Source organism: Caulobacter segnis (genome assembly GCF_029543125.1).
Classification (GTDB): Bacteria; Pseudomonadota; Alphaproteobacteria; order Caulobacterales; family Caulobacteraceae; genus Caulobacter; species Caulobacter segnis_D.
Genome location: NZ_JARQWW010000002.1, coordinates 57850 through 84011, shown reverse-complemented (window position 1 = coordinate 84011; position 26162 = coordinate 57850). Strand labels below are relative to the sequence as shown.

General features: G+C 69.0%; 24 protein-coding genes. 12 read left to right on the top strand and 12 right to left on the bottom strand.

Annotated elements, in window-relative coordinates:
* The 8 genes from P7B02_RS05105 (at window position 1) to folP (ending at window position 8867) form a co-directional block, all read left to right on the top strand.
* A complete protein-coding gene (locus P7B02_RS05105; protein ID WP_277785251.1) occupies window positions 1-828 on the top strand; it encodes an energy transducer TonB in 828 nt (275 codons plus the stop codon).
* A gap of 18 nt (window positions 829-846) precedes the next feature.
* The gene (gene tolB, locus P7B02_RS05100) at window positions 847-2145 is read left to right on the top strand and encodes a Tol-Pal system beta propeller repeat protein TolB (protein WP_277785250.1); all 1299 of its coding nucleotides are present in this window, start codon (window positions 847-849) and stop codon (window positions 2143-2145) included.
* A gap of 164 nt (window positions 2146-2309) precedes the next feature.
* The gene (gene pal, locus P7B02_RS05095; protein WP_277785249.1) at window positions 2310-2861 is read left to right on the top strand and encodes a peptidoglycan-associated lipoprotein Pal; all 552 of its coding nucleotides are present in this window, start codon (window positions 2310-2312) and stop codon (window positions 2859-2861) included.
* 122 nt (window positions 2862-2983) lie between these two features.
* Window positions 2984-3844 carry a tol-pal system protein YbgF gene (ybgF, locus tag P7B02_RS05090; RefSeq protein ID WP_277785248.1) on the top strand — a complete coding sequence of 287 codons (861 nt, stop codon included), beginning with the start codon at window positions 2984-2986 and terminating at the stop codon, window positions 3842-3844.
* Window positions 3835-5046: a tRNA lysidine(34) synthetase TilS gene (gene tilS, locus P7B02_RS05085; protein ID WP_277785247.1), complete on the top strand. Its 1212-nt coding sequence runs from the start codon at window positions 3835-3837 to the stop codon at window positions 5044-5046. The genes ybgF and tilS overlap by 10 nt, the downstream gene beginning before the upstream one ends.
* 82 nt (window positions 5047-5128) lie before the next feature.
* Complete coding sequence (ftsH, locus tag P7B02_RS05080; RefSeq protein ID WP_277785246.1) at window positions 5129-7012, top strand: ATP-dependent zinc metalloprotease FtsH; 1884 nt, start codon at window positions 5129-5131, stop codon at window positions 7010-7012.
* Between the two features lie 17 nt (window positions 7013-7029).
* Complete coding sequence (locus tag P7B02_RS05075; RefSeq protein WP_277785245.1) at window positions 7030-8058, top strand: alpha/beta fold hydrolase; 1029 nt, start codon at window positions 7030-7032, stop codon at window positions 8056-8058.
* Window positions 8055-8867: a dihydropteroate synthase gene (gene folP, locus P7B02_RS05070; RefSeq protein ID WP_277785244.1), complete on the top strand. Its 813-nt coding sequence runs from the start codon at window positions 8055-8057 to the stop codon at window positions 8865-8867. Before P7B02_RS05075 ends, folP begins: the two co-directional genes overlap by 4 nt.
* A 477-nt stretch (window positions 8868-9344) precedes the next feature.
* Here the strand turns inward: folP and P7B02_RS05065 are convergent, their stop codons facing one another.
* The 4 genes from P7B02_RS05065 to P7B02_RS05050 all read right to left on the bottom strand — a co-directional run bounded on the left by P7B02_RS05065 (window position 9345) and on the right by P7B02_RS05050 (window position 12542).
* Complete coding sequence (locus tag P7B02_RS05065; protein WP_277785243.1) at window positions 9345-9929, bottom strand: DUF4893 domain-containing protein; 585 nt, start codon at window positions 9927-9929, stop codon at window positions 9345-9347.
* A gap of 25 nt (window positions 9930-9954) precedes the next feature.
* Window positions 9955-10917 carry a DUF4167 domain-containing protein gene (locus tag P7B02_RS05060; RefSeq protein WP_277785242.1) on the bottom strand — a complete coding sequence of 321 codons (963 nt, stop codon included), beginning with the start codon at window positions 10915-10917 and terminating at the stop codon, window positions 9955-9957.
* Window positions 10918-11172: 255 nt separating this feature from the next.
* Window positions 11173-12036, bottom strand: a complete 864-nt coding sequence (prmC, locus tag P7B02_RS05055; protein ID WP_277785241.1) for a peptide chain release factor N(5)-glutamine methyltransferase — start codon at window positions 12034-12036, stop codon at window positions 11173-11175.
* Between the two features lie 83 nt (window positions 12037-12119).
* Complete coding sequence (locus P7B02_RS05050) at window positions 12120-12542, bottom strand: organic hydroperoxide resistance protein (protein ID WP_277785240.1); 423 nt, start codon at window positions 12540-12542, stop codon at window positions 12120-12122.
* Between the two features lie 151 nt (window positions 12543-12693).
* Between P7B02_RS05050 and P7B02_RS05045 the strand changes: the two genes are divergently transcribed.
* Window positions 12694-13143: a MarR family winged helix-turn-helix transcriptional regulator gene (locus tag P7B02_RS05045; RefSeq protein WP_277785239.1), complete on the top strand. Its 450-nt coding sequence runs from the start codon at window positions 12694-12696 to the stop codon at window positions 13141-13143.
* 60 nt (window positions 13144-13203) lie between these two features.
* Here the strand turns inward: P7B02_RS05045 and P7B02_RS05040 are convergent, their stop codons facing one another.
* The gene (locus P7B02_RS05040; RefSeq protein ID WP_277785238.1) at window positions 13204-13956 is read right to left on the bottom strand and encodes an MOSC domain-containing protein; all 753 of its coding nucleotides are present in this window, start codon (window positions 13954-13956) and stop codon (window positions 13204-13206) included.
* A gap of 82 nt (window positions 13957-14038) precedes the next feature.
* Between P7B02_RS05040 and P7B02_RS05035 the strand changes: the two genes are divergently transcribed.
* Complete coding sequence (locus P7B02_RS05035; protein WP_277785237.1) at window positions 14039-15217, top strand: YihY/virulence factor BrkB family protein; 1179 nt, start codon at window positions 14039-14041, stop codon at window positions 15215-15217.
* A 168-nt stretch (window positions 15218-15385) separates the two neighbouring features.
* On the opposite strand, the gene prfA is transcribed toward P7B02_RS05035, so the two are convergent.
* From prfA to ptsP, 4 genes are all read right to left on the bottom strand, one after another.
* Window positions 15386-16462, bottom strand: a complete 1077-nt coding sequence (gene prfA / locus P7B02_RS05030; protein WP_277785236.1) for a peptide chain release factor 1 — start codon at window positions 16460-16462, stop codon at window positions 15386-15388.
* Between the two features lie 36 nt (window positions 16463-16498).
* Window positions 16499-17641 (bottom strand): flavodoxin-dependent (E)-4-hydroxy-3-methylbut-2-enyl-diphosphate synthase, encoded by a 1143-nt coding sequence (gene ispG, locus P7B02_RS05025; protein ID WP_277785235.1) that lies wholly within the window; start codon window positions 17639-17641, stop codon window positions 16499-16501.
* A gap of 63 nt (window positions 17642-17704) precedes the next feature.
* On the bottom strand, window positions 17705-18703 hold the full coding sequence (locus P7B02_RS05020) for a helix-turn-helix domain-containing protein (protein WP_277785234.1): 999 nt from the start codon (window positions 18701-18703) through the stop codon (window positions 17705-17707).
* 114 nt (window positions 18704-18817) lie between these two features.
* Window positions 18818-21082, bottom strand: a complete 2265-nt coding sequence (gene ptsP, locus P7B02_RS05015; RefSeq protein WP_277785233.1) for a phosphoenolpyruvate--protein phosphotransferase — start codon at window positions 21080-21082, stop codon at window positions 18818-18820.
* A 170-nt stretch (window positions 21083-21252) separates the two neighbouring features.
* Here ptsP and P7B02_RS05010 point away from each other — a divergent pair, with 170 nt between their 5' ends.
* Both P7B02_RS05010 and P7B02_RS05005 read left to right on the top strand, forming a co-directional pair.
* Window positions 21253-21726, top strand: coding sequence for a chemotaxis protein CheW (locus P7B02_RS05010; protein WP_277785232.1), 474 nt, complete (start codon window positions 21253-21255; stop codon window positions 21724-21726).
* Window positions 21727-21800: 74 nt separating this feature from the next.
* Window positions 21801-22895: a Zn-dependent alcohol dehydrogenase gene (locus tag P7B02_RS05005; RefSeq protein ID WP_277785231.1), complete on the top strand. Its 1095-nt coding sequence runs from the start codon at window positions 21801-21803 to the stop codon at window positions 22893-22895.
* A gap of 6 nt (window positions 22896-22901) precedes the next feature.
* Here P7B02_RS05005 and P7B02_RS05000 read toward each other — a convergent pair whose 3' ends face one another.
* From P7B02_RS05000 to P7B02_RS04990, 3 genes are all read right to left on the bottom strand, one after another.
* Window positions 22902-23300 (bottom strand): BA14K family protein, encoded by a 399-nt coding sequence (locus P7B02_RS05000; RefSeq protein ID WP_277785230.1) that lies wholly within the window; start codon window positions 23298-23300, stop codon window positions 22902-22904.
* Between the two features lie 56 nt (window positions 23301-23356).
* Window positions 23357-24682, bottom strand: a complete 1326-nt coding sequence (locus P7B02_RS04995; RefSeq protein ID WP_277785229.1) for a M23 family metallopeptidase — start codon at window positions 24680-24682, stop codon at window positions 23357-23359.
* A gap of 206 nt (window positions 24683-24888) precedes the next feature.
* Window positions 24889-26100, bottom strand: coding sequence for a hypothetical protein (locus P7B02_RS04990; RefSeq protein WP_277785228.1), 1212 nt, complete (start codon window positions 26098-26100; stop codon window positions 24889-24891).
* Between the last annotated feature and the right edge of the window lie 62 nt (window positions 26101-26162).

Below are 26162 nucleotides of genomic sequence, written 5' to 3'. Positions count from 1 at the left end.
ATGGTGCGTGAACGGTCCAACCGCACGCCGTTCCTGGCAGGGTCGCTGATCCTCCACGTGGCGGTGATCGGCTCCTTCTTCGTCTCCTGGCCCTGGATGACGAAGAAGATGGTCGTCGCCTCCGTGCCAGTGACCATCGTCGCCGAGGGGCCGACCAATGTGCGCCCGGCGGTGCAGGGTCCCGAGAACCTGCCGGCCCAGGCCGAGGACCCCGTGCCCGACACCACGCCGGAGCCGCCGGCCCCGCCCGCGCCGACGCCGGAGCCGGCGCCGCCGACCCCCGCGCCCAAGGCCGCCCAGAAGCCGGTCCCGCAAAAGCCGGCGCCGAAGCCCGCGCCGCAAAAGCCCCAGCCACAGAAGCAGAACCAGGCCAAGCCGAAGGAAGACAGCTTCGACCTGGACGCCCTGGCGGCTTCGATCAACAAGGGCCGCAAGCCCGCCGGCCGCCCGAACTCCAACGCCCAGAAGGGCCCGAACCGTGCGGAGACCGCCGTCGAGGCGCGTCCCGCCGCCGGCGCGGCCACGGGCATGACCGCTTCGCAGCTCGCCACCCTGGGCGCGCAGCTTGAGCGTCTGTGGAACCCCAACTGCGAGGTCGAGGGCGGCGCCGACGTGAACCTGATCGTCCAGGCGACCATCTCGTCCACGGGCCAACTGGTCGGCCAGCCGCGCGTGACCAGCGGCCTGACCGCCAATCCGATCACTCAAGCTGCAGCCACCCGCGCGGTTTCCGCGTTCGGACGAGCGGCGCCGTTCTCGGTGCCGCCCGGCTTCCGCCAACAGGCGATCTCGTTCAGATTCAACGCCAAGTCGGCCTGCTCAAACTAGATAAGGACCGTTGACGCCATGAAAGCCCGCTTCGCCTTCCTCGCCGTGGCCGCCGCCCTCATGGCCGGGGTGGCCGCGCCGAGCGTGACGCGCGCCCAGGAACTGGTCGTGGACGTCAACAAAGGCGCCATCGCGCCCCTGCCCATCGCCATCCCGAACTTCTCGGGCGCGACGCGCGGCGGCGACATCGCCCAGGTCATCAGCGGCAATCTGGAGCGTTCGGGCCTGTTCGCCCCGGTGGCCCCGGCACGCTTCCCGACCCAGACGCTGGACGTGAACGTCCAGCCGGTGTTCGACAACTGGAAGGGCGTCGGCGCCCAGGCCCTGGTCAACGGCCAGGTGACGGTGGAGGCCGACGGCCGCCTGCGCGTGGATTTCCGCCTGTGGGACGTCTATGGCCAGCGCCAGTTGCTGGGCCTGCAGTTCTCCGCCCCGGCCGAGAACTGGCGCCGGATCGCCCACAAGATCAGCGACGCGGTCTATGAGAACCTGACGGGTGAGAAGGGCTACTTCGACACCCGCGTGGTGTTCGTGGCCGAAAGCGGCCCGAAGCTGAACCGTATCAAGCGCCTGGCGATCATGGATCAGGACGGGGCCAACCCGAACTACCTGACCGACGGCTCCTACATCGTCATGACGCCCCGGTTCTCCTCGAACAGCCAGGAGATCACCTACATGGCGCTGCGGCCCACGGGGTCGAGCCTGTACCTGTTCAACCTGGAGACCGGCCGCCAGGAGACCCTGGGCCGCTTCCCCGGCATGGTGTTCGCGCCGCGCTTCTCGCCGGACGGCAGCAAGGTGGCCTTCTCGGTCGAGCGCGCCGGCAACAGCGACATCTACATCATGGACCTGCGCACGCGGCAGTCCACGCGGATCACCACCGATCCGGCGATCGACACCTCGCCGTCCTTCTCGCCGGACGGGACGAAGATCGTCTTCAACTCCGACCGCGGCGGCACGGCTCAGCTCTACATCATGAACACCGACGGTTCGGGCGTGCGCCGCATCTCCTACGGCGGCGGCCGCTACACCACGCCGGTGTGGAGCCCGCGTGGCGATTTCATCGCCTTCACCAAGCAGTCGGGCGGCTTCTCCATCGGCGTCATGCGTCCCGACGGCTCGGACGAGCGCATCCTGACCTCGTCTTCGCTGGAGGAGGGGCCCACCTGGGCGCCCAACGGCCGCGTGATTATGTTCTTCCGTGAGAACGGCGGCGGCGCGAAGCTTTGGACCGTGGACATCACCGGCCGCATCCTGCGCCCGGCGCCGTATCCGGGCTCCGGCTCCGACCCCGCGTGGTCGCCGCTGCTCGACTAGACGCAACCTTGGCCGGGCTTCTGCGTTCGGCCTTGGAACGCCCCTATGGCCATGTTTGTGACGTCTTCTGACGTGTTTGTGAGCGGACGCTGACGTTTTGTCATGTCGATGCAAACAAGCTTGAGTATAGGGTTCGCTGGACTTTTTTAGCTGAGGAGGAAGCGATGAGCTTCAACACCAAGCGCGCCGGTCAACTGGTGCTTATCGGCGTCGCCGCCGCCACTCTCGCCGCCTGCGCCTCGAAGCCGAAGCCGCAACCGGCGCCGGCCGCCCCGCCGCCGGCTCCGGAAGCCCCGAGCTATCCGTCGACCCCGCCGGCCCCGCCGCCGGTCCAGAGCGGCCCGATCCCGGGTTCGGTGCAGGACTTCGTCGTGAACGTGGGCGACCGCGTCTATTTCGACCTCGACAGCTACTCGGTCCGCGCCGACGCCGAGCCGGTCCTGGCCGGCCAAGCCGCCTGGCTGGCCCGCTATCCGGCCGTGAAGGTCCGCATCGAAGGCAACGCCGACGAACGCGGCACCCGCGAGTACAACCTGGCCCTGGGCGCCCGCCGCGCCAACTCCGTGCGTGACTTCCTGGTCGCCCGCGGCGTCGCCTCCTCGCGCATCGAGACGATCTCCTACGGCAAGGAACGCCCGATCGACGGCGGTTCGGGCGAAGACGCCTGGGCCAAGAACCGTAACGCCGGCACCGCCATCACCGAAGGCGCGCGCTAAGCGTTCGGGTCCGATCTGGACCTGAAAGACAGTCGAGGCCGCTCCTTCACGGGAGCGGCCTTTGCTTTGCATAGGGGGCGACACGCCGTAATTTCGTCCCCGCAGTCGCCGAAGAGAGTCTGATGAAGTTCAAGCCCGCCGCCTTCGCCGTCCTCCTCGCCACCACCGCCCTGACCGGCGCGGCGGCGATCGCCCAGACTCCGCTGCCGCTGGAGGCTGATCCGCTGGACGACCGTTCGGCCCGCCGGGTCGAGCGCATGGAGAAGGTGGTCCGCGAGCTGCGTTCGATCGTCTTCCAGGGCCGCGACACCGGCAAGCCGGTGGTTGTGCAGCCCGCCGAGACCGAGGCGATGATCCAGACCATGGCCACCCGGGTCACTGACCTGGAGGAGAGCCTGCAGCGTCTGAACGGCCAGAACGAGACCCTGAACTTCGACCTGAACCAGGCCAAGCGCGAAGCGACCGACGCCAAGTCCCAGGCCGCCGCCTTGAACGAGCGCCTGACCGCCCTGGAGCAGAAGATCGCCTCGGGCGCCTTCGCCGCGCCGGGCTCGCCGCCGCCTGGCGAGACGGGCGGCCTGCCCATGGCCTCGGACGTTGATCCGGACACCGCCTTCGCCAACGCCCGCCAACTGCTGCTGGACGGCGACTATGGCGGCGCCGAGCGCGCCTTCGCCGGTTTTGTCGAACAGCATGGCGACAGCCCCAAGGGGGCCGAGGGCCGCTATTGGCTGGCCGAGACCCTGTATGTCCGCCAAGCCTATCCTGACGCCGCCGCCGCCTATATCGGCGCCATCCGCGGCTGGCCGAAGACCGGCTGGGCGCCCGACGCCGTGGTCAAGCTGGCCCGGTCGCTGACGGCGATGAACCGCGCCGCCGACGCCTGCAAGACCCTGGACGAGCTGCCCAAGCGCTACCCCAGCGCCTCGGCGGCGGTGAAGAGCCGCGCGGCGACGACCCGGACCCAGGCCAAGTGCGCCTAGAGGCGGTCTCGGCGGTTCTCGACCGCCGGCTGCTGTCTTCATCGCAAGCACCGCTCGCCGTCGGCCTGTCCGGCGGCGGCGACTCCCTGGCGCTGCTGCTGATCGCCGACCAGTGGGCGCGGGCCCATGGGCGCCGCCTGCTGGTCCTGACCGTGGATCACGGCCTCAATCCCCTCAGCGCTGAATGGACCGCTCGCTGCGGCCGGATCGCGGGGGAGTTGGGCTGGGACTTCCGGGCCTTGGCCTGGACCGGCGACAAGCCGACGACGGGCCTGCCCGCCGCCGCCCGCCGGGCGCGTCACGCCCTGCTGGCCGACGCGGCGCGTAAGGAGGGGGCGAAGGTCATCCTGCTGGGCCACACCGCCGACGACCTGGCGGAAGGCGCGGCCATGCGGGATGAGGGCTCCAGCGTCTCCGATCCCCGTGAGTGGAGTCCGTCGCCAGCCTGGCCGCAGGGGCGGGGCGTGTTCCTGCTGCGGCCGATGCTGGGCCTGCGCCGAGCGCAGATCCGCGACTGGTTGAGGGCGCAGGGCCGCGACTGGATCGATGATCCGGCCAATGAGGACCGCCGTTTCGCCCGCAGCCGGGCGAGGGCGGCGTCGCCGTCCCTGGTCCAGGCGGCGGAGGTCGCCGCTGAAGAGGCCGTTGCTGAGCCTCTGGCGGCCCGCTGGGGCCTGTTGAACCTGCCCCGCACCCTCAGCGCCCGAAGCCTGGCCGCCGCCTGTCTGAGCGCCGCCGGCACGGATGTCCCGCCGCGCGGTGAACGGCTGGAGCGGGTGATGGCGCTGGTGCGGGGCGGCGAGCCCTTCACCGCCACCCTGGCCGGGGCGCGGATTGAGGGACTGGACGACCGCGTGCTGATCGCCCGCAACGCCGGAGAGGCGGCGCGGGGCGGGCTGGCCGAAAGCCCGTTGGCGCCGGGCGTGGAGATTGTCTGGGACGGGCGGTTCGAAATCACCGCCAGCCAGCCGGGGCTGAGCGTCGCAGCCCTGCGCGGGCACGCCTCGCGCCTGCCGAAATCCGAGCGGGACGCCTTGAAGGCCGTTCCCGCCCTGGCGCGGCCTTCGCTGCCCGTGATCCTGCACGCCGACAAAAGCGTGACCTGCCCGCTGCTGGACGGCGAAACCCCAGTGCGTGTAAGGGCTCTGGCCGCAGAACGGCACTCCGCCGCCTGCGGCCTAACGACCCGCGAACCGGGCTGATCACACGCGTGCGTGGCGAAATCCCGCCGGTCATCCTATCTTGCGTAGATCGCCCCGTTGGGCGGGAGAAGATTGAAGAGCCATGAACCTGCGTAACCTGGCCATCTGGGGCGTCATCCTCGTCGTTCTGATCGGCGGCTACAGCGTCATCACCCAAGGCTCGCGCGGCGGGTCGGCCGGCGAGATCACCTATTCGGAACTGCTCCGCCGCATCGACCAGGGCGGCGTAAAGAGCGCGGTCATCCACGGCCAGGTCGTCGAGGCGCGCGGCGCCGACGGCAAGGCCGTGACGGTCATGGCCCCGCCGAACTCCGAAGACCTGATCAAGCGTCTGGAGGCGCGCGGCGCCGACATCCAGATCAAGTCGCCGGGCGGCAACACCCTGCTGACCATCCTGTTCAACATGCTGCCGATCCTGCTGCTGATCGGCGTGTGGATATTCTTCATGCGTCAGATGCAGGGCGGCGCGCGCGGGGCCATGGGCTTCGGCAAGTCCAAGGCCCGCCTGCTGACCGAGAACAAGAACCGCGTCACCTTCGAGGACGTGGCCGGCGTGGACGAGGCCAAGGAAGACCTGACGGAGATCGTCGACTTCCTGAAGGACCCGGCCAAGTTCCAGCGCCTGGGCGGCAAGATTCCCAAGGGCGCGCTGCTGGTCGGCCCTCCCGGCACCGGCAAGACCCTGCTGGCTCGCGCCGTCGCCGGTGAGGCGGGCGTGCCGTTCTTCTCGATCTCGGGCTCCGACTTCGTGGAGATGTTCGTGGGCGTCGGCGCCAGCCGCGTGCGCGACATGTTCGAGCAGGCCAAGAAGAACGCGCCCTGCATCATCTTCATCGACGAAATCGACGCCGTCGGCCGCCATCGCGGCGCCGGCCTGGGCGGCGGCAACGACGAGCGCGAGCAGACCCTGAACCAGCTGCTGGTGGAGATGGACGGCTTCGAGTCCAACGAAGGCATCATCCTGATCGCCGCCACCAACCGTCCGGACGTTCTGGACCCGGCGCTGCTGCGTCCCGGCCGCTTCGACCGTCAGGTGGTGGTGCCGAACCCGGACGTCACCGGCCGTGAGAAGATCCTGCGCGTCCACATGAAGAACGTGCCCCTGGCCGCCGACGTGGACGTGAAGACCCTGGCCCGCGGCACCCCCGGCTTCTCGGGCGCGGACCTGTCGAACCTGGTCAACGAAGGCGCCCTGATGGCCGCGCGGAAGAACCGCCGCATGGTCACCATGCTCGACTTCGAAATGGCCAAGGACAAGGTCATGATGGGCGCCGAGCGCCGGTCGCTGGCCATGAACGACGAAGAGAAGAAGCTGACGGCCTATCACGAGGGCGGCCACGCCATCGTGGCCATCAACGTCCCCTGCGCCGACCCGGTCCACAAGGCGACCATCGTCCCGCGCGGCCGGGCCCTGGGCATGGTGATGCAGCTGCCGGAAGGCGACCGCTACTCCATGAAGTACCAGCAGATGACCAGCCGCCTGGCCATCATGATGGGCGGCCGCGTGGCCGAGGAGCTGATCTTCGGCAAGGAGAACATCACCTCGGGCGCCAGCAGCGACATCAAGGCCGCCACGGACCTGGCCCGCAACATGGTCACCCGCTGGGGCTATTCGGACGAGCTGGGCACCGTGGCCTATGGCGACAACCAGGAAGAGGTGTTCCTGGGCCATTCGGTGGCCCGCACCCAGAACATCTCCGAAGCCACCGCCAAGCTGATCGATTCCGAGGTGAAGCGTCTGGTCGACTACGGCCACGACGAGGCCCGCCGGATCCTGACCGAGAAGCTGGACGATCTGCACACCCTGGCCAAGAGCCTGCTGGAGTTCGAGACCCTCAGCGGCGACGAGATCAACGGCGTGCTGAAGGGGGTGAAGCCCAACCGCGACGAGCCGGAAGCCAAGCTGCCGGCCAATCCGACGGTTTCGGTGCCGATCACCTCGACACCGGAGCAGGCCTCGGTCTGATGCGTTACAGGGGGAGCATGAAGCTCCCCCTTTTTCTTTGCGCGCTCGCCCTGACCTGCGCGCCCTTCGCCGCTTCCGCCCAGGCTCCCACTGAGGCCGTGAGGCTGGCGCCCATGGACGCGACGCTCAAGGCCTACGCCTATCCGCATGAGGTCCGCTTCCTGCCTGTGGTGGTGGAGGCCAAGGGCAAGCGGGTGCAGACCAAGCTGGCCTATATGGACGTCGCGCCGACCAGCCTGGCCAACGGGCGCACGGTGCTGCTGCTGCATGGGCGCAACTTCCCCGCGGGCTATTGGGGCGGGACGATCAAGGCCCTGACCGCCGCCGGCTATCGGGTGATCGCGCCGGACCAGATCAATTTCGGCAAATCAGGCCGGGTGGACGACATGGCGGTTCGCTTCGACGTCATGGCGGATCACACCTGGGCGCTGCTGGATCACCTGAAAATCGAGAAGGTCGACGTGGTCGCCCACTCCATGGGCAACGTGGCCGGCACGCGGCTGGTGCTGGCCCACCCGGAGCGGGCGGGGCGGCTGGTGATGTACGCGCCCATCGGGCTGCAGGACTATCGCCCCCTGACCCCGCCTATCGATCCCGAGGCCCTGGTGCGGGCCGAGAGCGCCAAAGGGGCGGAGGCCTATCGGAAGGAGCTCGTGGGCTCCTACGGCCTGGCCTCGCCCGTGGTGATCGAGCCGTTCGTGACCCTGCGCGAGCAGCTGAAGGCTGGCGACGAGTGGCCGTTCTACGTCCGGACCTTCAACGCCAGCGCCGTGGCCATCCGCGATCTGCCGGTGGTGCAGGACATTCCGCGCATCCCGGTGAAGACCCTGTTCCTGGTGGGGAGCACGGACCGCGCCGCGCCCGGCAAGGCCCAGGCGAGCGAGGCGGACAAGGCGAAGTTCAAGACCGTGGCCGAACTGGCGGCGGAGATCGCCCCGACCCTGCCCGACGCCCGGGTGCGGGTGTTTGACGGGCGCGGCCACCTGATCCATCTGGAGGATCCCGAGGCCTTCAATCAGGCCGTCCTCGACTTCCTGGCGCAATGACCGCACATGCCCGCCCCCAAGTGATGGGGATCGTCAACGTCACGCCCGACAGCTTCTCCGACGGGGGGCGGTTCACGGGGCTGGAGGCGGGGCTGGCGCACGCCCGCAAGCTGATCGCCGACGGAGCCGGCATCCTCGACATCGGCGGCGAATCCACCCGCCCCGGCGCCGAGCCGGTGAGCGAGGCGGACGAGATCGCGCGGGTGGTCCCCCTGATCCAGGCGATCCGCGCCGAGAGCCCGATCCCGATCTCCATCGACACCATGAAGCCCGCCGTGGCCCGCGCCGCCGTAGCGGCCGGGGCGACGATCTGGAACGACGTGGCCGCCCTGGGCTTCGCGCCCGAAGGGCCGGCCGTGGCGGCCGAGCTGGGCTGCGAGGTGGTGCTGATGCACATGCAGGGCGAGCCCCGCTCCATGCAGGCCGAGCCGGTCTATGAGGATGTGGTGGGCGAGGTGCTCGCCTTCCTGGCGGCCCGGGCCGGCGCGGCCATGACGGCGGGGGTTGCGCGGGAGAAGATCTGGCTCGATCCCGGCATCGGCTTCGGCAAGACGGTGGCGCACAACCTGGCCCTGCTGGCGGCCCTGCCGCTGTTCGTGGAGACGGGTTTTCCGGTCCTGCTGGGGGCGAGCCGCAAGCGCTTCATCCAGGGACTCGATCCGCTGGCGGTGGAGGCCGTGGGACGGCTGGGCGGTTCCCTGGCGGCGGCGCTCGAGGGCGCGCGGGCCGGGGTGGCGGCCGTGCGGGTCCATGACGTGCGCGAGACGGTCCAGGCGCTGACGGTGCAGGCGGCGATCGCGGGGGTTTAGGTAACGCTCACTCCATCTTCCTCGCCCTTGTGGCGAGGACCCAGAAACGGCTGAGGTTCTGGGTTCGTGGGGCGGAGCCGGTGCGCGACTTCGGGCGAGGCGGAGTCTCTGGTCCCTAGGCACAAGGCCTATGGTGACGGGGATTTGGTAGCGGCGTGCGAAAGCATCCCACGGGCTGAACCCGAGAGGTGCGGGAGGGCGGCGGGCGTCGGACGGCTCTCGATTGGGGTTGGAGTGGACAGGAAGATCGTCCGGCGCTCCGCGCGGGTCCTTGTCGTGAACGCTGCGACCGACGCCTTCGATGAGACAGGAAACCCGGCGTCAATCGGCCTCCAGGGGGAGCCCGCTCCCGCCGCCCGTCGGCACGTGGCCACGCGCCCTCCCGTGCGATGGGATGAGGGAAGTCTAGGCGAGGTTTAGAGGGCGGGGATAAGTCCGTTCTTCTCCTCCCTGCGAAGCGGGGGAGGAGTGGCGACGTCACCTCCGCAGTTCGATCACGTCCAGCGTGGACTCCTGCTTGGGATAGGGCAGAGCCAGGCGCCAGCGGTTCTGGCCGATGCGCTCCAGCACGCCGGCCTGGTCGCGCTCCACGTCCTGTCGATAGGCGAGGGGCTTCTCAGAGCCCCAGGCCACGGCGCCGAGGAAGACCTGGCGGCGCGGGCTGTCGGGATAGAGGTTTCCCGACTGCCGCTGGGAGCCGGTGATCTTGCGCAGGATCATGTCGCCGCCGGGCGTCAGCTCGACCCGGCAGGTGAACCAGCCATAGGCCACATAGGGCAGGTTTCCGCCCAGCTTGAAGGTCCGGCAGCGATAGGTCCCGGGAGCGGGCTGCGGCCGCTTGAGGGCGGCGTTCGGCTTGAACAGGGCGCCCTGGGCGGCGAGGTCGCGGGCATGGCCGCCCTGGCGCGCCTCGTCCAGGGCGTGGGTCCAGGCCTGGTCCAGCCGCTCGATGCGGCGGCGGTCGAGCTGGACGGCGTCCTTGCGCCAGTCGCCGGAGGCGGCGTGGGCGGAGAGGGGCAGGGCGGCGGCGATGGCCGCCATAAGAAGAAGGCGTTCTCTCATCTGAGAGAGAACGCCTTTGATCGTCTTAGGCTTCTTCAGCTTCCGGCGCGGCGGCCGGGGCTTCGCCTTCGCCGCCTTCGAAGCTGCGCGGGGCGCGGCGGCGGCGGGGTTTCTTGACCTCGCCCTCGGCGGCTTCCGGGGCCGGCGCCGAGGCGCGGCTGAGGAAGGCGGGGGCATGGCTGACGGCGCCGTCCTGGCCGCGCAGTTGCGGCGAGGGCTCGGCGGCCTCCACGGTCAGCGGGGCGGCCTGGGGCTCGACGACGGCCAGCGGGTCACGCGGCTCGCGGTCGTTGCGGTCCTGGCGGTCGCCACGCTCGCCGCGTTCGCGGTCGAAGCGTTCACGGCGGCCTTCACGTTCGCCGCGCGGCTCGCGGGCTTCGCGAGGCTCGCGGTCCTGGCGGGGCTCGCGGTCCTGACGGTCGCCGCGGTTCTCCTGGCGATCACCACGGTCGTCGCGGTCGCGCCAGCGGTCCCGGCGGCCGCCTTCGCGGTCGCCACGCTCGCCGCGGTCACGATCACGGTCGCGGTTCTCGTTGCGGTCGCGGTTGTCGCGATCGCGGAAGCGCGGACGCTCCTCGCGCTGGCCGCCTTCACCCTCGCCGCTCTCGGCGGTTTCGCCTTCCGCCTGGGCGGGGGCTTCGGGCTGTTCTTCCGGTTCGGCCTCGAAGTCGATGTCGTAGCCGGAGCCGAACTGCTCCTTGCCGACGATCTCGGAGACCGGACGGTTCGGCTGAACCGCGCGGATGACGCGGAAATAGTGCTCCGCGTGCTGCAGGTAGTTCTCGGCCAGGACGCGGTCGCCGGAGGAGGCGGCGTCACGGGCCAGCTGCTGGTACTTCTCGAAAACGCTCTGGGCGGCGCCGCGCACCTTCACGCCGTCGGGACCGTTCGAATCGAAGGCCCGGTTGGCGTTGTGCTGCGGTTTTCCGCCACCACCGCCGCCGCGATTGCGGCCGCGTTGACGCTTCATACCCTTGAAATCTCTCATCTTGCCTTGAACCTGTCCGCCGCCGGGCGCCTCTAGCGTCGCCGTGCGGCTGTGGTTGCTCTTGAGCCGGTTTGGACCTGTGGTCCTAGTCGAGATCGAAGACGCTGGTTTCCTTAAAAATCTCAACCGCCCCAGCGCGCCATCGGGTGATGAATCCGCGCGCGCTTGCCGGAGGCGTTGGCATCGCCGTTCTGACGAATGCTGTTCCCGACGCCGGCGATTTGGTTGAGACCAATTTGATGTAGCGTCTCGACCTTAAGTTTCCAAGGGCTTTTTCGTACCGGTCACGACGCGGTCGCGATCCGACAGGTCCTTGATCGTCCAGACATCGAGGCCGCCGGCCGCCGTGAACAGGGCTTCCACGTCCTTGGACTGGGTGTGGCCGATCTCAACGGCGAAAAGGCCTCCCGGCTTCAGGACGCGCAGGATCTCGGGCGCCAGGATGCGGTACGGGTCGAGGCCGTCGGCTCCGCCGTCCAGGGCCAGGCGCGGCTCATGGTCGCGGACTTCCGGCTCCAGCGTCTCGATCTCGTCCGTGGCGATGTAGGGCGGGTTGGAGACGACGATGTCGAAGTTCTCGTCCGCCAGGCCGCCGGTCCAGTCGCCGCGCAGCAGGGCGACCTGATTGTTGAGGTCGAGGTTGGCGGCGTTTTCGCGGGCCACGGCCAGGGCCTCGCTGGAGATGTCGATGCCCAGGCCCTTGGCGGCCGGGCGCTCGGCCAGGATCGACAGGATGATGGCGCCGGAGCCGACGCCCAGGTCCAGCAGGTTGAAGGCCTGGTGCTCGGTGGTGCGCTTCAGCACCAGATCGACGATGACCTCGGTGTCGGGGCGCGGGGTGAGCACCTGGTTGTTCACCGACAGCATGACCTTCCAGAAGCCCTTGCGGCCCAGGATGTGGCTGACCGGCTCGCGGCGCAGGCGGCGCTCCACATAGCCGTCGAGGGTGGCGGTCTGCTCGGGCGTCAGCTCGCGATAGGGATCGGTGACGATGTCGATGCGGCTGGCGTCGGCGGCGGCCTCCAGCAGGAGGCGGGCGTCGATCACGGGGCTGTCGATGCCGCCGTCCGTCAGCCGCTGCTTGGCGGCGGTCCAGGCTTTCACGAGGTTCTGGGTCATGAGCCTTCAAATGCTCCGACCGCGAAAAGGACGCAAGCCAAACCCCGCCCGCTTTCGCGGACGGGGCGGGTTGTGCGTGGGGCTCAGCCGATGCTCAGGCGGACGTCCAGGCTGCCCTTGGTGGCGTGCGAGTATGGGCAGACGATGTGGGCCGCGTCGACCAGGGCCTTGGCGGTGTCGGCGTCGACGCCCGGCAGGGTGATCTTCAGCGCCACGTCCAGGCCGAAGCCCTGGCCGTCGTCGCGCGGGCCGATGCCGACCGTGGCGGCGACCGTGCTGTCGTCGGCGATCTTCACCTTCTTCTGGCTGGCCACGAACTTCAGGGCGCCGAGGAAGCAGGCGGCGTAGCCGGCGGCGAACAACTGCTCGGGATTATTGCCTTCGCCGCCCGGGCCGCCCAGCTCCTTGGGGGTGACCAGGCTGACGGAAAGGGCGCCGTCGGTGGTGGCGGCGGAGCCGGTGCGGCCGCCGGTGGCGACGGCTTCGGTGCGGTACAGGACGTTCATGATCGTCTCCCATTTCGAGGGCGGGCGGGACACGGCGTCTCGTCTTTGCTCTCGATTAAATCGTGGACGATATAAATGTCTTTCCGTCGTCTGATGCAAGGGGTTCGAGCGAATATTTTGTGCGCGACCTTTTCGGGCCTATATCAACCCCATGAGCCAGACGCCCGACCTCCTGCGCCTCGACGATCAGCTGTGCTTCGCGCTGTACTCGACGGTCCACGCCCTGAACCGGGCTTACAAGCCGCTGCTGGAGCCGCTGGGCCTGACCTATCCGCAGTACCTTGTGCTGCTGGTGTTGTGGGAGGACGGGACCCAGACCGTGGGCGGCATCGGCGAGCGGGTGGGGCTGGAGTCCAGCACCCTGACCCCGCTGCTGAAACGCATGGAGACGGCGGGCCTGATCAGCCGCACCCGCAGCCCGGAGGACGAGCGCGTGGTGCGCATCGCCCTGACGGACGCGGGCGAGGCACTGAAGGAAAAGGCCAAGGCCGTGCCGCCCGCCCTGCTGTGCGCCATGGGCGGGGACCTGGACACGGTGGTGACGCTGCGCGCCGAGGTGGCGAAGCTGCGGGCGCGGCTGGAGGCGGCGAACGCGGGGTAGTGTTCAGCCTCCCCTAACCCCTCACCCTTACCCTCTCCCCACGCGTGGAGAGAGGGGAGGTCAGTGCGTCTCGTCGCCCTCGGCGACCACGCCGCCGTCCAGCACGCGCACATAGAGCCCGCACAGCATGTGGCCGTAGTGGTCGAAGAGGGCCTTCACCACGTCCATGTCGCGCTCTGCGGTGGTCGGGTTCACGTGAGTGGCGGCGCAGCGGACGATGGGCTTGATGCCCTGGACCGTCGCCCCGCCGAGCGTGAAGGTTCGGTCGGCCCAGCCGTTCTCGACCCAGGGCTCCCAGCCCTCGACATAGACGTTGCCGCGGAAGCGCAGGGGATCGACGGGGCGGCCGATCTTCTCCGCCAGGTCGCGGACGCTGGCCAGGTTGATGATCGAGACGAAGCCGGACTTGCTGTCCATGAAGCGGTGCTGGCCGGGGCCTTCCAGCACCCGCAGCGGCCCCTGGATATCGTCCTTCAGCACCTCGGCCAGCCAGGCGGCGAAGGCCTCGCGGCCGGCGGTCTGCGACAGGCGGCCCTCGAAGTCCGGCGCGCCGTCGGCGCGGGCGCGCAGGGTGGCGGTGGCCTCGTCATAGGCGGTGTGGGCGCCGGCCACGGCGGGAATCTTGGCCAGCACCGTGAACTTCATCTTCGACAGGTGGGCGGGGGCGTCGGGATCGAAGCCGCTGGGCCCGTCCTCCACCGCATAGAGGCGGTCGCAGGGAAAGTGCTCGCCCGCCCGCAGGGTCACGGAGTCCAGCCGCTCGGGCGTGAAGCCTTTGACCGGGTGGCGATATAGCGACGTGATGCGGGCCATTGCGCGCGTCACTGCCCCCAACGGCGTCGCAGCGCAAGCGGAACGGCGAGGCTTGGCGGGTGTTTGACCAGCCGGAGGCTTCATGGACCGCAAGCGCGTCGCCAATCTGATCCCGTGGGCCGGTCTGCTGGCCGTCGCGGTCCTGTGGCCGCGCAAGGACAAGGCCGTGGCGGCCGAGGAGCCGGTGCCCGGCCTGAGCGAGCAGCGGGTGATGCCGCCGCACGACTTCGACACCCAGGAGCCGCGCCGGGGACGGGCGGCCTTGCGGCCGCATCACATTCCGCTGCTGGGCTGGCGCGACATCCTGTGGCGCACGATCATGGAGATCAACGCCGACGGCCTGCCGGCGGTGGCGGGGGGCGTGACCTTCTACGCCCTGCTGGCGATCTTTCCGGCCATCGGCGTGTTCGTCTCGGTCTATGGCCTGTTCGCCGACGTGGCGACGGTCCAGAAGCAGCTTCAGGACATGGCGGTGATCTTTCCCGCCAGCGTGGTCCAGATCGTCGGCGAGCAGATGCTGCGCCTGGCCAGCCAGCAGCAGGAGAAGCTGGGGGTGGCCCTGATCGTCTCCCTGCTGCTGTCGGCGTGGAGCGCCAACGCCGGGATGCGGGCGCTCTTCAACGGCCTGAACGTCGCCTATGACGAGACGGAGAAGCGCAATTTCGCGGTGGTCAGCCTGATGAGCTACGGCTTCACCGTGGCGGCCCTGGGCGTTCTGGTGGTGGCGACGGCGGTGCTGGTGGCCGCGCCCCTGGCCTTGGAATGGATCGGCTTCAGCCGGGCGGAGCTGTGGTGGATACCCCTGCGCTGGGTGGCGGTGCTGGCCCTGGCGGCCTTCGCCTTCGCGGTGCTGTACCGCTACGCCCCGTGCCGGGCGCGGGCGCGCTGGCGCTGGGTGATCATCGGAGCGGCCTTCGCGGCGCTGTTCTGGCTGGCGGGGTCCTTGGGCTTCTCCTGGTACGTGAACACCATGGCCCACTATGACGCCACCTACGGCCCGCTGGGGGCGGTGATCGCCTTCATGGTCTGGGTTTGGTTTTCGGTGATGGCCGTGCTGCTGGGCGCGGAACTGAACGCCGAGATCGAACACCAGACCGCCATCGACTCCACCACGGGGCCGGAGCGGCCCATGGGCGAGCGCGGGGCGGCCATGGCGGATTCCGTGGGCCTTGCCTTCCACCCGCTGGCCTCGATCAAGAAGGAGGCCCAGCGCGCCCGCCGCATCGCGGGAGGGGCCTGGACGCGGGTGCGGCGGCGGTAGATCGGACTCATCCGTCTTCCTCGCCATGTGGCGAGGACCCAGAAACGGCAGAGGCTCGGAAGGGGAGCGGTGCGGTGGTCGCCGCAACGGGCCTTCGTTCGACGCGGAGTCTCTGGGGCCTAGGCACAAGGCCTAGGATGACGGAGCTGATTGAGCGAGCGGATCAGATCAGCCGAAGCTGTCTTCCAGGCTCGCCAATCTCGCGGCCTGATCCTCGGCGATCAGGGGCTTGATGATGTCGTCCAGGGCGTCGCCCTCGATCACCCGCGCCAGGTTGTAGAGCGTCAGGTTGATGCGGTGGTCGGTCACCCGGCCCTGCGGGAAGTTGTAGGTGCGGATGCGCTCCGACCGGTCGCCGCTGCCCACCTGGCTCTTGCGGGCGTCGGAGCGGGCGGTGTCCAGCGCCTCGCGCTGCATGTCGTACAGGCGGGCCTTCAGGTTCTTCATGGCCCGGGCGCGGTTCTGGTGCTGCGACTTCTCGGAGGAGGTCACCACCACGCCGGTGGGAAGGTGGGTGATGCGCACGGCCGAGTCGGTCTTGTTGACGTGCTGGCCGCCGGCGCCCGACGAGCGGTAGGTGTCGATCCGCAGGTCGCTTTCGTTGATCTCGATCTCCACGTCCTCGGCCTCGGGCAGGACGGCGACGGTGGCGGCGCTGGTGTGGATGCGGCCCTGGGCCTCGGTGGCGGGCACGCGCTGCACGCGGTGGACGCCGCTTTCGAACTTCCAGCGGCCGAACACGCCGTCGCCGGTGACCGAGGCGATGATTTCCTTGTAGCCGCCCATTTCGCCTTCGGAGACGCTGTCGATCTCCACCCGCCAGCCCTGGAGAGAGGCGTAGCGTTGGTACATGCGGAACAGGTCGCCGGCGAACAGGGCCGCCTCGTCTCCGCCGGTGCCGGCGCGCACTTCCAAGATGGCGGACGCGTTCTCGTCCTTGTCCTTGGGGGCCAGCATCAGGGCCAGGTCGCGCTGCATGTCAGGCAGTCGCGCGTCCAGGGCCTCCAGCTCGTCGCGGGCCAGGGCGGCCATGTCGGCGTCGCCGGACTTCAGCATCTCCTCCAGGTCGCCGCGCTCGGCCTCGGCCTTGGCCAGGGCTTCCACCGCCTCGGCCACAGGCTTCAGCTCGGCGTGCTCCTTGGAGAGTTTGACGATCTCGCCGCCGTCCGTGGCCGCGCCCATGCGGGCTTCGACTTCGCGGAAACGGTCAAGAACCTGATCGAGACGGGCTTGGGGCAGACGCATGGCGGGTCACTAAGGGCGCGCAGCCCGAGACGCAACCTATTCGGCCGCGACGGCGGTGGCGGCCTTGGCGGCCTCGATCTCGGCGGCGCGCTTTTCCACGAGCTCGACGATGTGGTCGATCATGCCGTCGTTGGACTGCTTATGATCAGGCTTGCCGGCCATGTAGATCATGCCGGCGCCCGCGCCGCCGCCGGTGAAGCCGATGTCGGTCATCAGGGCTTCACCCGGACCGTTCACGACGCAGCCGATGATCGACAGGGACAGGGGCGTGGAGATGTGCGCCAGGCGCTCTTCCAGAGCCTCCACCGTCTTGATGACGTTGAAGCCCTGACGGGCGCAGGACGGGCAGGCGATGATGTTCACGCCGCGGTGGCGCAGGCCCAGCGACTTGAGGATGTCGAAGCCGACCTTCACCTCTTCCACCGGATCGGCGGCGAGGCTGACGCGGATGGTGTCGCCGATGCCGGCCCACAGCATGGAGCCCATGCCGATGGCGCTTTTCACCGTGCCGGTGCGCAGGGCGCCGGCCTCGGTCACGCCCAGGTGCAGGGGGCAGTCGATGGCCTCGGCCAGTTGCTGATAGGCGGCCACCGTCAGGAACGGGTCGGAGGCCTTCACCGAGATCTTGAACTCGTGGAAGTCATGATCCTGCAGGATGCGCGCGTGGTTCAGGGCGCTCTCGACCATGGCTTCGGGGCAGGGCTCGCCATAGCGCTCCAGCAGCTCGCGCTCCAGCGAGCCGGCGTTGACGCCGATGCGGATCGAGCAGCCGTGGTCCTTGGCCGCCTGGACGACTTCGCGGACGCGGTCGGGGCTGCCGATGTTGCCCGGGTTGATGCGCAGGCAGGCGGCGCCCGCCTGGGCCGCCTCGATGCCGCGCTTGTAGTGGAAGTGGATGTCGGCCACGAGCGGGACCTTCGCCGCCTTGGCGATGATCTTGAACGCCTCGGTGGACTCCACGTCGGGGCAGGAGACGCGGACGATGTCGGCGCCGGCCTCCTCCAACTGACGGATCTGGTCGATGGTCGCGGCCGCGTCGGCGGTCACGGTGTTGGTCATCGACTGGACGCTGATCGGCGCATCGCCGCCGACCTCGACGGAGCCGACGCGGATCTTGCGACTCTTGCGGCGGTCGATCATCCGCCAGGGGCGGACGTGGGTGTGGTCCTGGACGCTCATGTCGCGCGGAACATAGGCCTTTGAAGCGACGAGAAGAAGACCGCAGTCGGCCGCAGGGCGGGTTTAGTCGACCAGCTTGCCGATAGAGGTCTGGGCGGCGGGCAGGACGCCCTTGGACGCGCCGGCCACGAACACCTCGAAGGCGGCGGGGTCGGAGACGTCCGCCACCAGGCCCTTGGCGGCAGGGACGCGGTACGCCTCGCCGGCGTTGAGCTGGCGGGCGAAATAGACCTGGCCGTCGCCGCTGCGCACCACCAGGGCGCCGTTCTTGCGGGCCTGGAGGGTGACGAGGGACTCTTCCGGATTGGCGCCCATGACGGCGCCGTTGGCCTTGAAGGGCGAGCCCAGGACAATGCTTTCGTCCGGAGTCGCGGCTTCGGCGGCCTTGGCGGCGGCGCGGGCCTTGGCCACGGCGATGGCGGCGTCGGCCGAACCGCCGGAGGCGACCGAGTCCTCAAGACCCGGGGTGACGTAGGGCTTCGGCGTGGTCGACTCGACCGGCGCCGGCAGGGGCGCGCCAAGCGAGACGGCGCCGGAATTGGTGGTGGGAACCGGCGGCGCGACCGGCGCGGACTGGATGCCCGCCTCGGCCTGCTGCGGCGCGGGCTCCATCACCCGACGGGCGACGTTCCAGGCGAGAATGGCGGCGAGGATCACCACGCCGGCCACGGCGGCCATGGCGAAACGGGGATCGGTCTTCTTCTCGACACCGACCGGGCCGCGCAGGACCTGCTCGGGATCGGGGCTGTCGATCTTGAAACGGTTGACCGCGGCCTCACCGTCAAGGTTGAGGGCCTTGGCGTAGGCGCGCACATAACCGACGGCGAAGGGACGTGACGGCAGGGTGTCGAGGCGCATGTCCTCGATGGCCGCCAGATAGGTCCGGCGGACGCGGGTCGTCTCGGCGACCTCTTCGAGAGACAGGCCCAGGTGCTCGCGGACGGCTTTCAAAGCCGCGCCGACGTGCTCACCGGTCGTCAAGGAAGGAGCGGAGGGCTGGTCCACCTCGGACCCCTCGTCAGGAAACTTCAGCTGCGTGACCCCGCCCATGTCCAGCGGCATGCCCCGTGTCCTGTGTTCGCGCCGCACGTGCAGGCGACGCCCGCACAATCCTTGGCACGAAATGGGTTAACTATTCTTTCTCGATAGCAAGAAGATGTGACAGCGCCAACGCATTCAAACTGCGACATAAAGTTTGCGCGCCAAGGTCTCGATTTCGCCCCGGATCGAACCCGCTCCGCTGCGGATGAGGGCTTCCACCCCACGCTTGGCCGCTTCGCGGTCGCAGGACAGCACCATCTGCTTCACCGGACCGATGCCGGCGGGGGGCATGCTGAGTCGGTCGAAGCCCAGGGCGGTGAGGGCGAAGGCCTCCAGCGGACGGCCCGCCATCTCCCCGCAGATCGACACCGAGGTGCCGGTATCGGCGCAGGCCTGCTGGATCGTCTTGAGGGCGCGCAGGGCCGGCGGCGACAGGAAGTCGTAGCGGTCGGCCACCTGCGGGTTCCCCCGGTCGGCGGCGAACAGGTACTGCATCAGGTCGTTGGTCCCCACCGAGACGAAGTCGGTCATCGGCAGCAGGGCGTCCAGGTGCCACAGCAGGGACGGTGCCTCGATCATGGCGCCCACGTCCAGGCGCGCAGGCGCGGGACGGCCGCGGCGCTGGGCCCAGGCGATCTCCTGGTCGACGAAGACGCGGGCGGCGCGGAACTCGTCCACGCTGGCCACCAGGGGGAACATGATGCGCAGCTCGCGGCCGCGGGCGGCCTTGATCAGGGCGCGGATCTGCATGCGCAGCAGGGCCGGGCGGTCCAGGCCCATGCGCACGGCGCGCCAGCCGAGGGCGGGATTCTCCTCCCGCTCCAGCTCCATGTACGGCACCAGCTTGTCGCCGCCGAGGTCGAGGGTGCGGAAGGTCACAGGCATGCCGCCGGCGGCGTCGAGCACTTTCTCGTAGAGGGCGGTCTGCGCCTCCAGCCGGGGCATCTCCTCGGCCACCATGAACTGGAACTCGGTGCGGAACAGGCCGATGCCCTCCGCCCCGGTCTCCGGCAGGATGTCCAGGTCCACCGCCAGGCCGGCGTTCATCAGCAGGGTGACCTTGTGGCCGTCGCGGGTGAAGGCCGGCGTGTCGCGCAGCTTGGCGAACTCGGCGCGGCGGCTGTTGCGGACCTCGATCCGGGCCTTGAGGGCGGCGACCACGTCCTGGCGGGGGCGGAGGAAGGCCTCGCCCGTCTCGCCGTCGACCACCACGGGGTCGCCCTCGGAGACGCGGTCGCGCAGGTCGGTCAGACGGCCGACGCAGGGAATGTCCAGGGCGCGGGCGACGATGGCGGCGTGGCTGGCGGAGGAGCCCTCCTCCAGCAGCAGGCCCTTCAGCTTGGTGCGGTCGTATTCCAGCAGGTCGGCCGGGCCCAGATTCCGGGCGATCAGGATGGCGTCGTCCGGCAGGGTGCGGGCGTGGTGCCCCTCGCCGGACAAGTGGCGCAGCAGACGGTCGTTCAGATCCTCAAGGTCGTGCAGGCGTTCGCGCAGATAGGGATCGCGGGCCTGGCCCAGGCGGGCGCGGTGCTCGGAGCGCACGCGCTCCACCGCCGCCTCGGCGGTGAGGCCGGAGCGGACCGCCTCCTCCAGGCTGCGGTTCCAGCCGCGGTCGTGGGCGAACAGGCGGTAGGTCTCCAGAACCTCGTAAGAGGCGCCGACCAGGCCGTGCTGGCCGTCGAGCATGGAGTCGATCTGGCTCTGCAGCGCCTCGATCGCGTATTTGAGGCGCGCCTCCTCGGCCAGGGCGTCGTCGGACAGAAGCTGTTCCGGGGCCACCGGCGGCTCGTGCAGCACGGCCACGCCATAGGCCAGGCCGTCGGCGAACTTGGCGCCCTTGAGCCGCTCCGGCTTGTGAGGGGCGATTTCGACGCCCTTCAGCTCGGCCTGGTCGATCAGGCCGCCGCCGGAGACCATCTCCGCCAGCACCATGGCGATGATCTGGAGATCCTCGACCTCCTCTTCGCCATAGACCCGCTCCGTGCGGTTCTGGACGACCAGGACGCCGATGGCGCGGCCGCCGCGCAGCAGGGGCACGCCGAGGAAGGAATGGAAGGGGTCTTCGCCGGTTTCCGGGCGGTAGGCGAAGGCCGGATGGTTCGGCGCGTCTGACAGGTTCAGCGGCCGGCCCAGGCGGACGATCTCGCCCACCAGGCCTTCGCCGGTCTTCAGTCGGGTGACGTGAACGGCGTCGCGCGACAGGCCTTCGGTGGCGAACAGCTCGAGGTCGCCGCCGGCGCGGCGCAGGTAGATCGAGCACACTTCCGCGACCATCGACAGAGCGATGATCCGCACGACCATATCCAGTCGCGCCTGCGCAGGTCCGCCGCCAGCCAAGGCTTCGCGGATCTGGCGAAGCAGGCTGCGGGGTCCGCGAACGGCCAAGCCGGATGCAGCCATGAGTTGAACGCCTCTCGCCTGTACTCCTAGGGCTATACCAGATTTATAGCCTGCGAACCTTGCCGCCATATAAACCTTGTTCGGCTCCGCTTTTTTCACCTTCTTCGCGGATGCTGGGGGTCTCGGCTGCTGAACGCGGCCGCCCACGCCGCGGTTGAGGGAGAACCCCCATGGCGCAAGCATTGACGGCTCTGCTGGCTGGCGGCGACGACCGCCAGGTCATCTCGTTCGAGGTCGCGGGCCAGGAATTCTGTCTGGACGTCGGCGCCGTGCGCGAACTGCGCGGCTTCACCGAACCGACCCCGATGCCGGACTCGCCGCCCTACGTGACCGGCGTCATCAACCTGCGCGGCACCGTGATGCCGGTGATCGACCTGCGCGCCCGCCTGGGCTTCGCGGGCCTCGATCCCGCCGCTCGCCCTGTAATCGTGGTCATCGAGGTACGCGGCGAATGCGCCGGCCTGATGGTCGATGCGGTGTGCGACACCTACACCGTCGCGCCGGGCGATCTGACCCCGCCGCCGGCGTTCAGCGAGTACGCCTCCGACGGCGTGGTCTCTGGCGTGATCAAGGCCGGGGACAAGATGATCATTCTTCTGACGCCCGACACCCTGCTGCCGCAGGGCCTGGCGGCCGCGGCCTAACAATCGTTTGAATTTCGTCTTCCCCTACGGAGGGGGAGGGCGATAACGTGCCTCTCAGACAAAGGGAGACGCGTATGAAGGCTGCGGTTCTGCGGGAGGTGGGCAAGCCGCTCTCCATCGAACAGGTCGCCATCGGCAAGCCGGGCCCGCACGAAGTGCTGATCCGCACCGTCGCCGCCGGGGTCTGCCACTCAGACCTGCATTTCGTGGAGGGCTCCTACACCCACCCGCTGCCGGCGGTGCTGGGCCATGAGAGCGCCGGGGTGGTCGAGGCGATCGGCTCCGAGGTGCGGACCGTGAAGGTCGGCGACCACGTCATCACCTGCCTGTCGGCCTTCTGCGGTCACTGCGAGCACTGCCTGACCGGCCATATGAGCCTGTGCGTCAGCCCGGACACCAAGCGTCCCAAGGACGCCGAGCCGCGCCTCTATCGCGAGGACGCCGCCGCGCCGCGGATGAACCAGTATCTGAACCTGTCGTCCTTCGCCGAGTACATGCTGATCCACGAGCACGCCTGCACGTCGATCCGCAAGGACATGCCGCTGGACCGCGCCTGCCTGATCGGCTGCTCGGTGATGACGGGGGTGGGGGCGGTGATCCACACCTCCACCGTCCGTCCGGGCGAGACCGTGGCCGTGATCGGCTGCGGCGGGGTGGGGCTGGCGGCGGTCAACGGCGCGGCCATCGCCGGGGCGGGGCGCATCATCGCCATCGACCGCGTGCCGGCCAAGCTGGAGCTGGCCAAGAAGTTCGGGGCCACCGACGTCATCAACGCGACCGAGGTCGATGTCGTGAAGGCGGTGCAGGAGCTGACCGGCGGCGGGGTCCACCACAGCTTCGAGGCCATCGGCCTGAAGGTCACCGCCGAGCAGGCGTTCAAGATGCTGCGCCGGGGCGGCACGGCCAACATCATCGGCATGATCCCGGTGGGGACCATGATCGAGCTGCACGGGCCCGACTTCCTCGGCGAGAAGAAAATCCAGGGCTCGTACATGGGGTCGAACCGCTTTCCCGTGGACATGCCGCGCCTGGTGGACGCCTACATGGCGGGGAAGTTGAACCTCGACGACCTGATCTCGAAGCGCATCAAACTCGAAGACGTCAATGACGCCTTCGAGGAGTTGAAGCGCGGCGAGCTGGCCCGCTCGGTGATCGTCTTTGACAGCTAGCGGGGACTAGCTGCGGCAGTAGTAGCGGTAGCCGTCTCGGGCCAGGTAGGTGTCGCTGCGCGGATCATAGCTGCGGTACATGCGCGAGCAGCGGGCCACGTGGCCGCGGTCGTCGCGACGGGCATAGGCCCGGTTGGCGTCGTTCTGCGAGCCCATGATCGCCGCGCCCAGAGCGAAGCCGATGATGCCGGCGGCCAGGGCGTCGTTGTTGTTGCGGTCGCGGTAGCGGCGGCGATTGTCCCAGCGACGCCAGTCGCCGCGATCGCGGTAGTCGTACCACTGACGCTGATCCACCCAGCGGCCGTCATAATAGTAGTAGCCGGGCGGCTGGGCCTGGACGGCGACGGGGGTGAGCACGCCGCCGAAGGTGACGGCGGCCAGGGCGGCGCATAAGGTCTTGCGCATGTTGATCTCCGGGTTTTCCCGGAGACATCAACGTGCAGCTTGGGTCTTGGCTCCGCTTAGTCGGCCGAGGCGAGTTGGACGCTGCTCGGGCCCTTGGCCAGCATGGTGTCGATCTGGTTCTTCTTGGCGCGGAAGCGGTTCAGCTCGGCGCCGGCCAAGACGGTGCCCTGCGGAATCTTGGCCCCGACCGGGTTCACGCGGCGGCCGCCGTTGAAGATCTCGTAGTGCAGGTGCGGGCCGGTGGACATGCCGGTGGAGCCCACATAGGCGACCAGTTGTCCCTGCTTCACGCGCTGGCCCTTCTTCAGGCCCTTGGCGTAGCGCGACAGGTGGGCGTAGCCGGTCTCCCAGCCGCCGTTATGGCGGATCTTCACCCAGTTTCCGTAGCCGCCCTTGCGGCCGGCCTCGACCACCACGCCGTCGCCGGCGGCCAGGACCGGGGTGCCGGTTCCGGCTCCGAAGTCGATGCCCTGGTGCATGCGGGTATAGCCCAGGATCGGGTGGCGGCGGGCGCCGAAGCTGGAGGTGATGCGGGCGCCGTCCACCGGGGTGCGCAGCAGGAAGCCGCGCACGTTCTTGCCGGTCTCGTCGAAGTAGTCGACGCCGCCGTCATTGCGCTCGAAGCGGTAGAAGCGCAGGCCCTTGATCTCGGCGTATTCCAGATCGCCGGCCTCGATGGTGCGGCCGCTTTCGGTGACCTTGCGGTCGAAGATCAGGCTGAAGTTGTCGCCCGCCTTGATGTCGCGGGAGAAATCCAGCTTGTGCGAGAACAGCTTCACCACCTGGGCCGTGACGGTGGGTGTGGCGCCCGCGCGGGCGGCGGACTCGAACAGCGAGCCATGCAGTTCGCCCTGGGCGACGGTGGTTTCGTCGCGGACCTCTTCTTCCAGCTCACGCAGGCGAAGCGCGCCGTCGAAGGTGCGTGAAACGGTGATGGCGCTGGACGGGCTGGTGCGCAGGGACAGGCCGATCAGGCGGGCCGGGCCGCCGCGGTCGCCGCGCGGGCGAGCCAAGGCGATGTCCAGGGCCATGCCGGCCTTGATCTTCACGGTGTCCATGGCGCCGGCCAGGGTCTGGACGACGATGGCGGCTTCGTCGGCTTCGACCCCGGCGCGCTGCACGGCACCTTGCAGGGTTTCGCCGGGACGCACCTTCACCGGGACATTTTCGGCGCGGGTCAGGCCGGGCTGGGCCTCGGCCTGGGCGAAGGCCTTGTGCTGCAGGGCCGTCATCTCGGCCGTGTTCAGGGCCGGACCGGCGGGCGTGGAGGCCTCGATGGGAACAAGCTTCACCGCCAGGGCGATGGCGACGACGGCGGCGGAACCGACCAGCAGTTTCGGCAGCAAGCGGGCGGCCGGGCGTCGCGGATCGAATTCCTGCATCGTTCCCCCTGTCGATGTCGGTCACCGATGGCCGCCGCACCCCTGCGCGACCGTTGAGAAGTGGCCGGAAGTTCCCGATGTTCGTCCGCAAAGGCAAGCAATTTGCGCGACTTGGGCGCTTTGTCGCGGGCGAACCCGGAAAAAATAAGGCGGTCTCGAATGAGACCGCCTTTGCAGTTTTTACTCGGGGAATGTGACGCTTTCGTTCAGGCCATCCAAGCGGTGTCGCTGGAATAGGCCGCCACGAGGTTGACGTTGAACTGGGCCTCGCTGTCGGCCAGGTCGAAATAGAAGTTCTCAAGGGCGTTGGCGTAGATGCCCACGTCCGCCTTGATCGCTTCCGCCAGCACGTAGCCGATCAGGCCGGCCTTGGCCGCCAGTTCGGTGTCGCTGGAGCCGATGCGGGCGGAGGCAAGGGTGTCGAAGTAGGCCTTGCGGCTGACGATGTCGCTGATCGAGGCCTCGACGTTGATGCCGGCCGCGGCGGCCTCGCTGTTGCCGATGATCGTCCCGTAGGCCTTGCGGACCGCCGCCTCGAAGCTCAGTCCGCCGTATTCGCTCTTGAACGAGGTGGCGGCTTCACCGAACAGGCCGAGGTTGGCGGCGAAGTTGATGTACCGGTTCTCAAGGTTGAAGCCTTGATAGTAAGGGTCCGTCAGGTCGGTGGGGTTCACCGTGTCCACCGCATTGACCAGGAAATCCAGGCCGCCGACGCTGGGCGTCTTGCCGGTGAAGAACTGGTAGGTGGTGATCGCCACGGCGCTGGTGTCGATGGCGAAATCCGTGATCAGGCGCACGGCTTCGGTGGTGCTGAGCGTGCCTGCGTCGACGCGGTTCCAGATCTGGGTCAGGGCCGCCGCGTCGCCCGCGCCCTTCGCCGAACCGGCGTCCACGCGGGTGATGTTCTGATAGGCGACTTCCAGGTCGAGCTGGGTGTTGCTGCCCGGCAGCCAGCCGGTGCCGCCGGAGCCGGAGCCGCCCGGGTTCTCGACCCCGTTGTTGCCGTTGCCGTCGATGTCGCCGCTGCCGTTGTCGCCGGTGCCGCCGCCAGTCCCGCCACCGCCGCCGGTTCCACCGCCGCCGCCAGTGCCGCCGCCGCCGCCGGTCCCACCGCCGCCGCCAGTACCGCCACCGCCGCCGCCGCCGCCCGTTCCGCCGCCGCCGATGTCGATGGTCACGCCGCCGCCGACATCAGGCAGGATGTCGATGTCGATCCCGCCGCCGAGGTCGAGGCCGGGCAGAACATCGACGCCGATGATGGCGCCGGCCGTTCCGGCGTTCACGCCGCCAGCCAATCCGGGAAGGATGTTGAGGCCGAGATTGTTGTTGTTCGTGTTCAGGCCAATGCCTCCAAGGAGGCCGGGCAGGAGGGTCAGCTGTCCAGCTTGGCCCCCAATCAAACCAGTATTGTCGGTCATTGAGCTCTCTCCAAATGTCCCCCACTCCATATACAAATACGAGAGTGGTTTGGTTCCAGGAT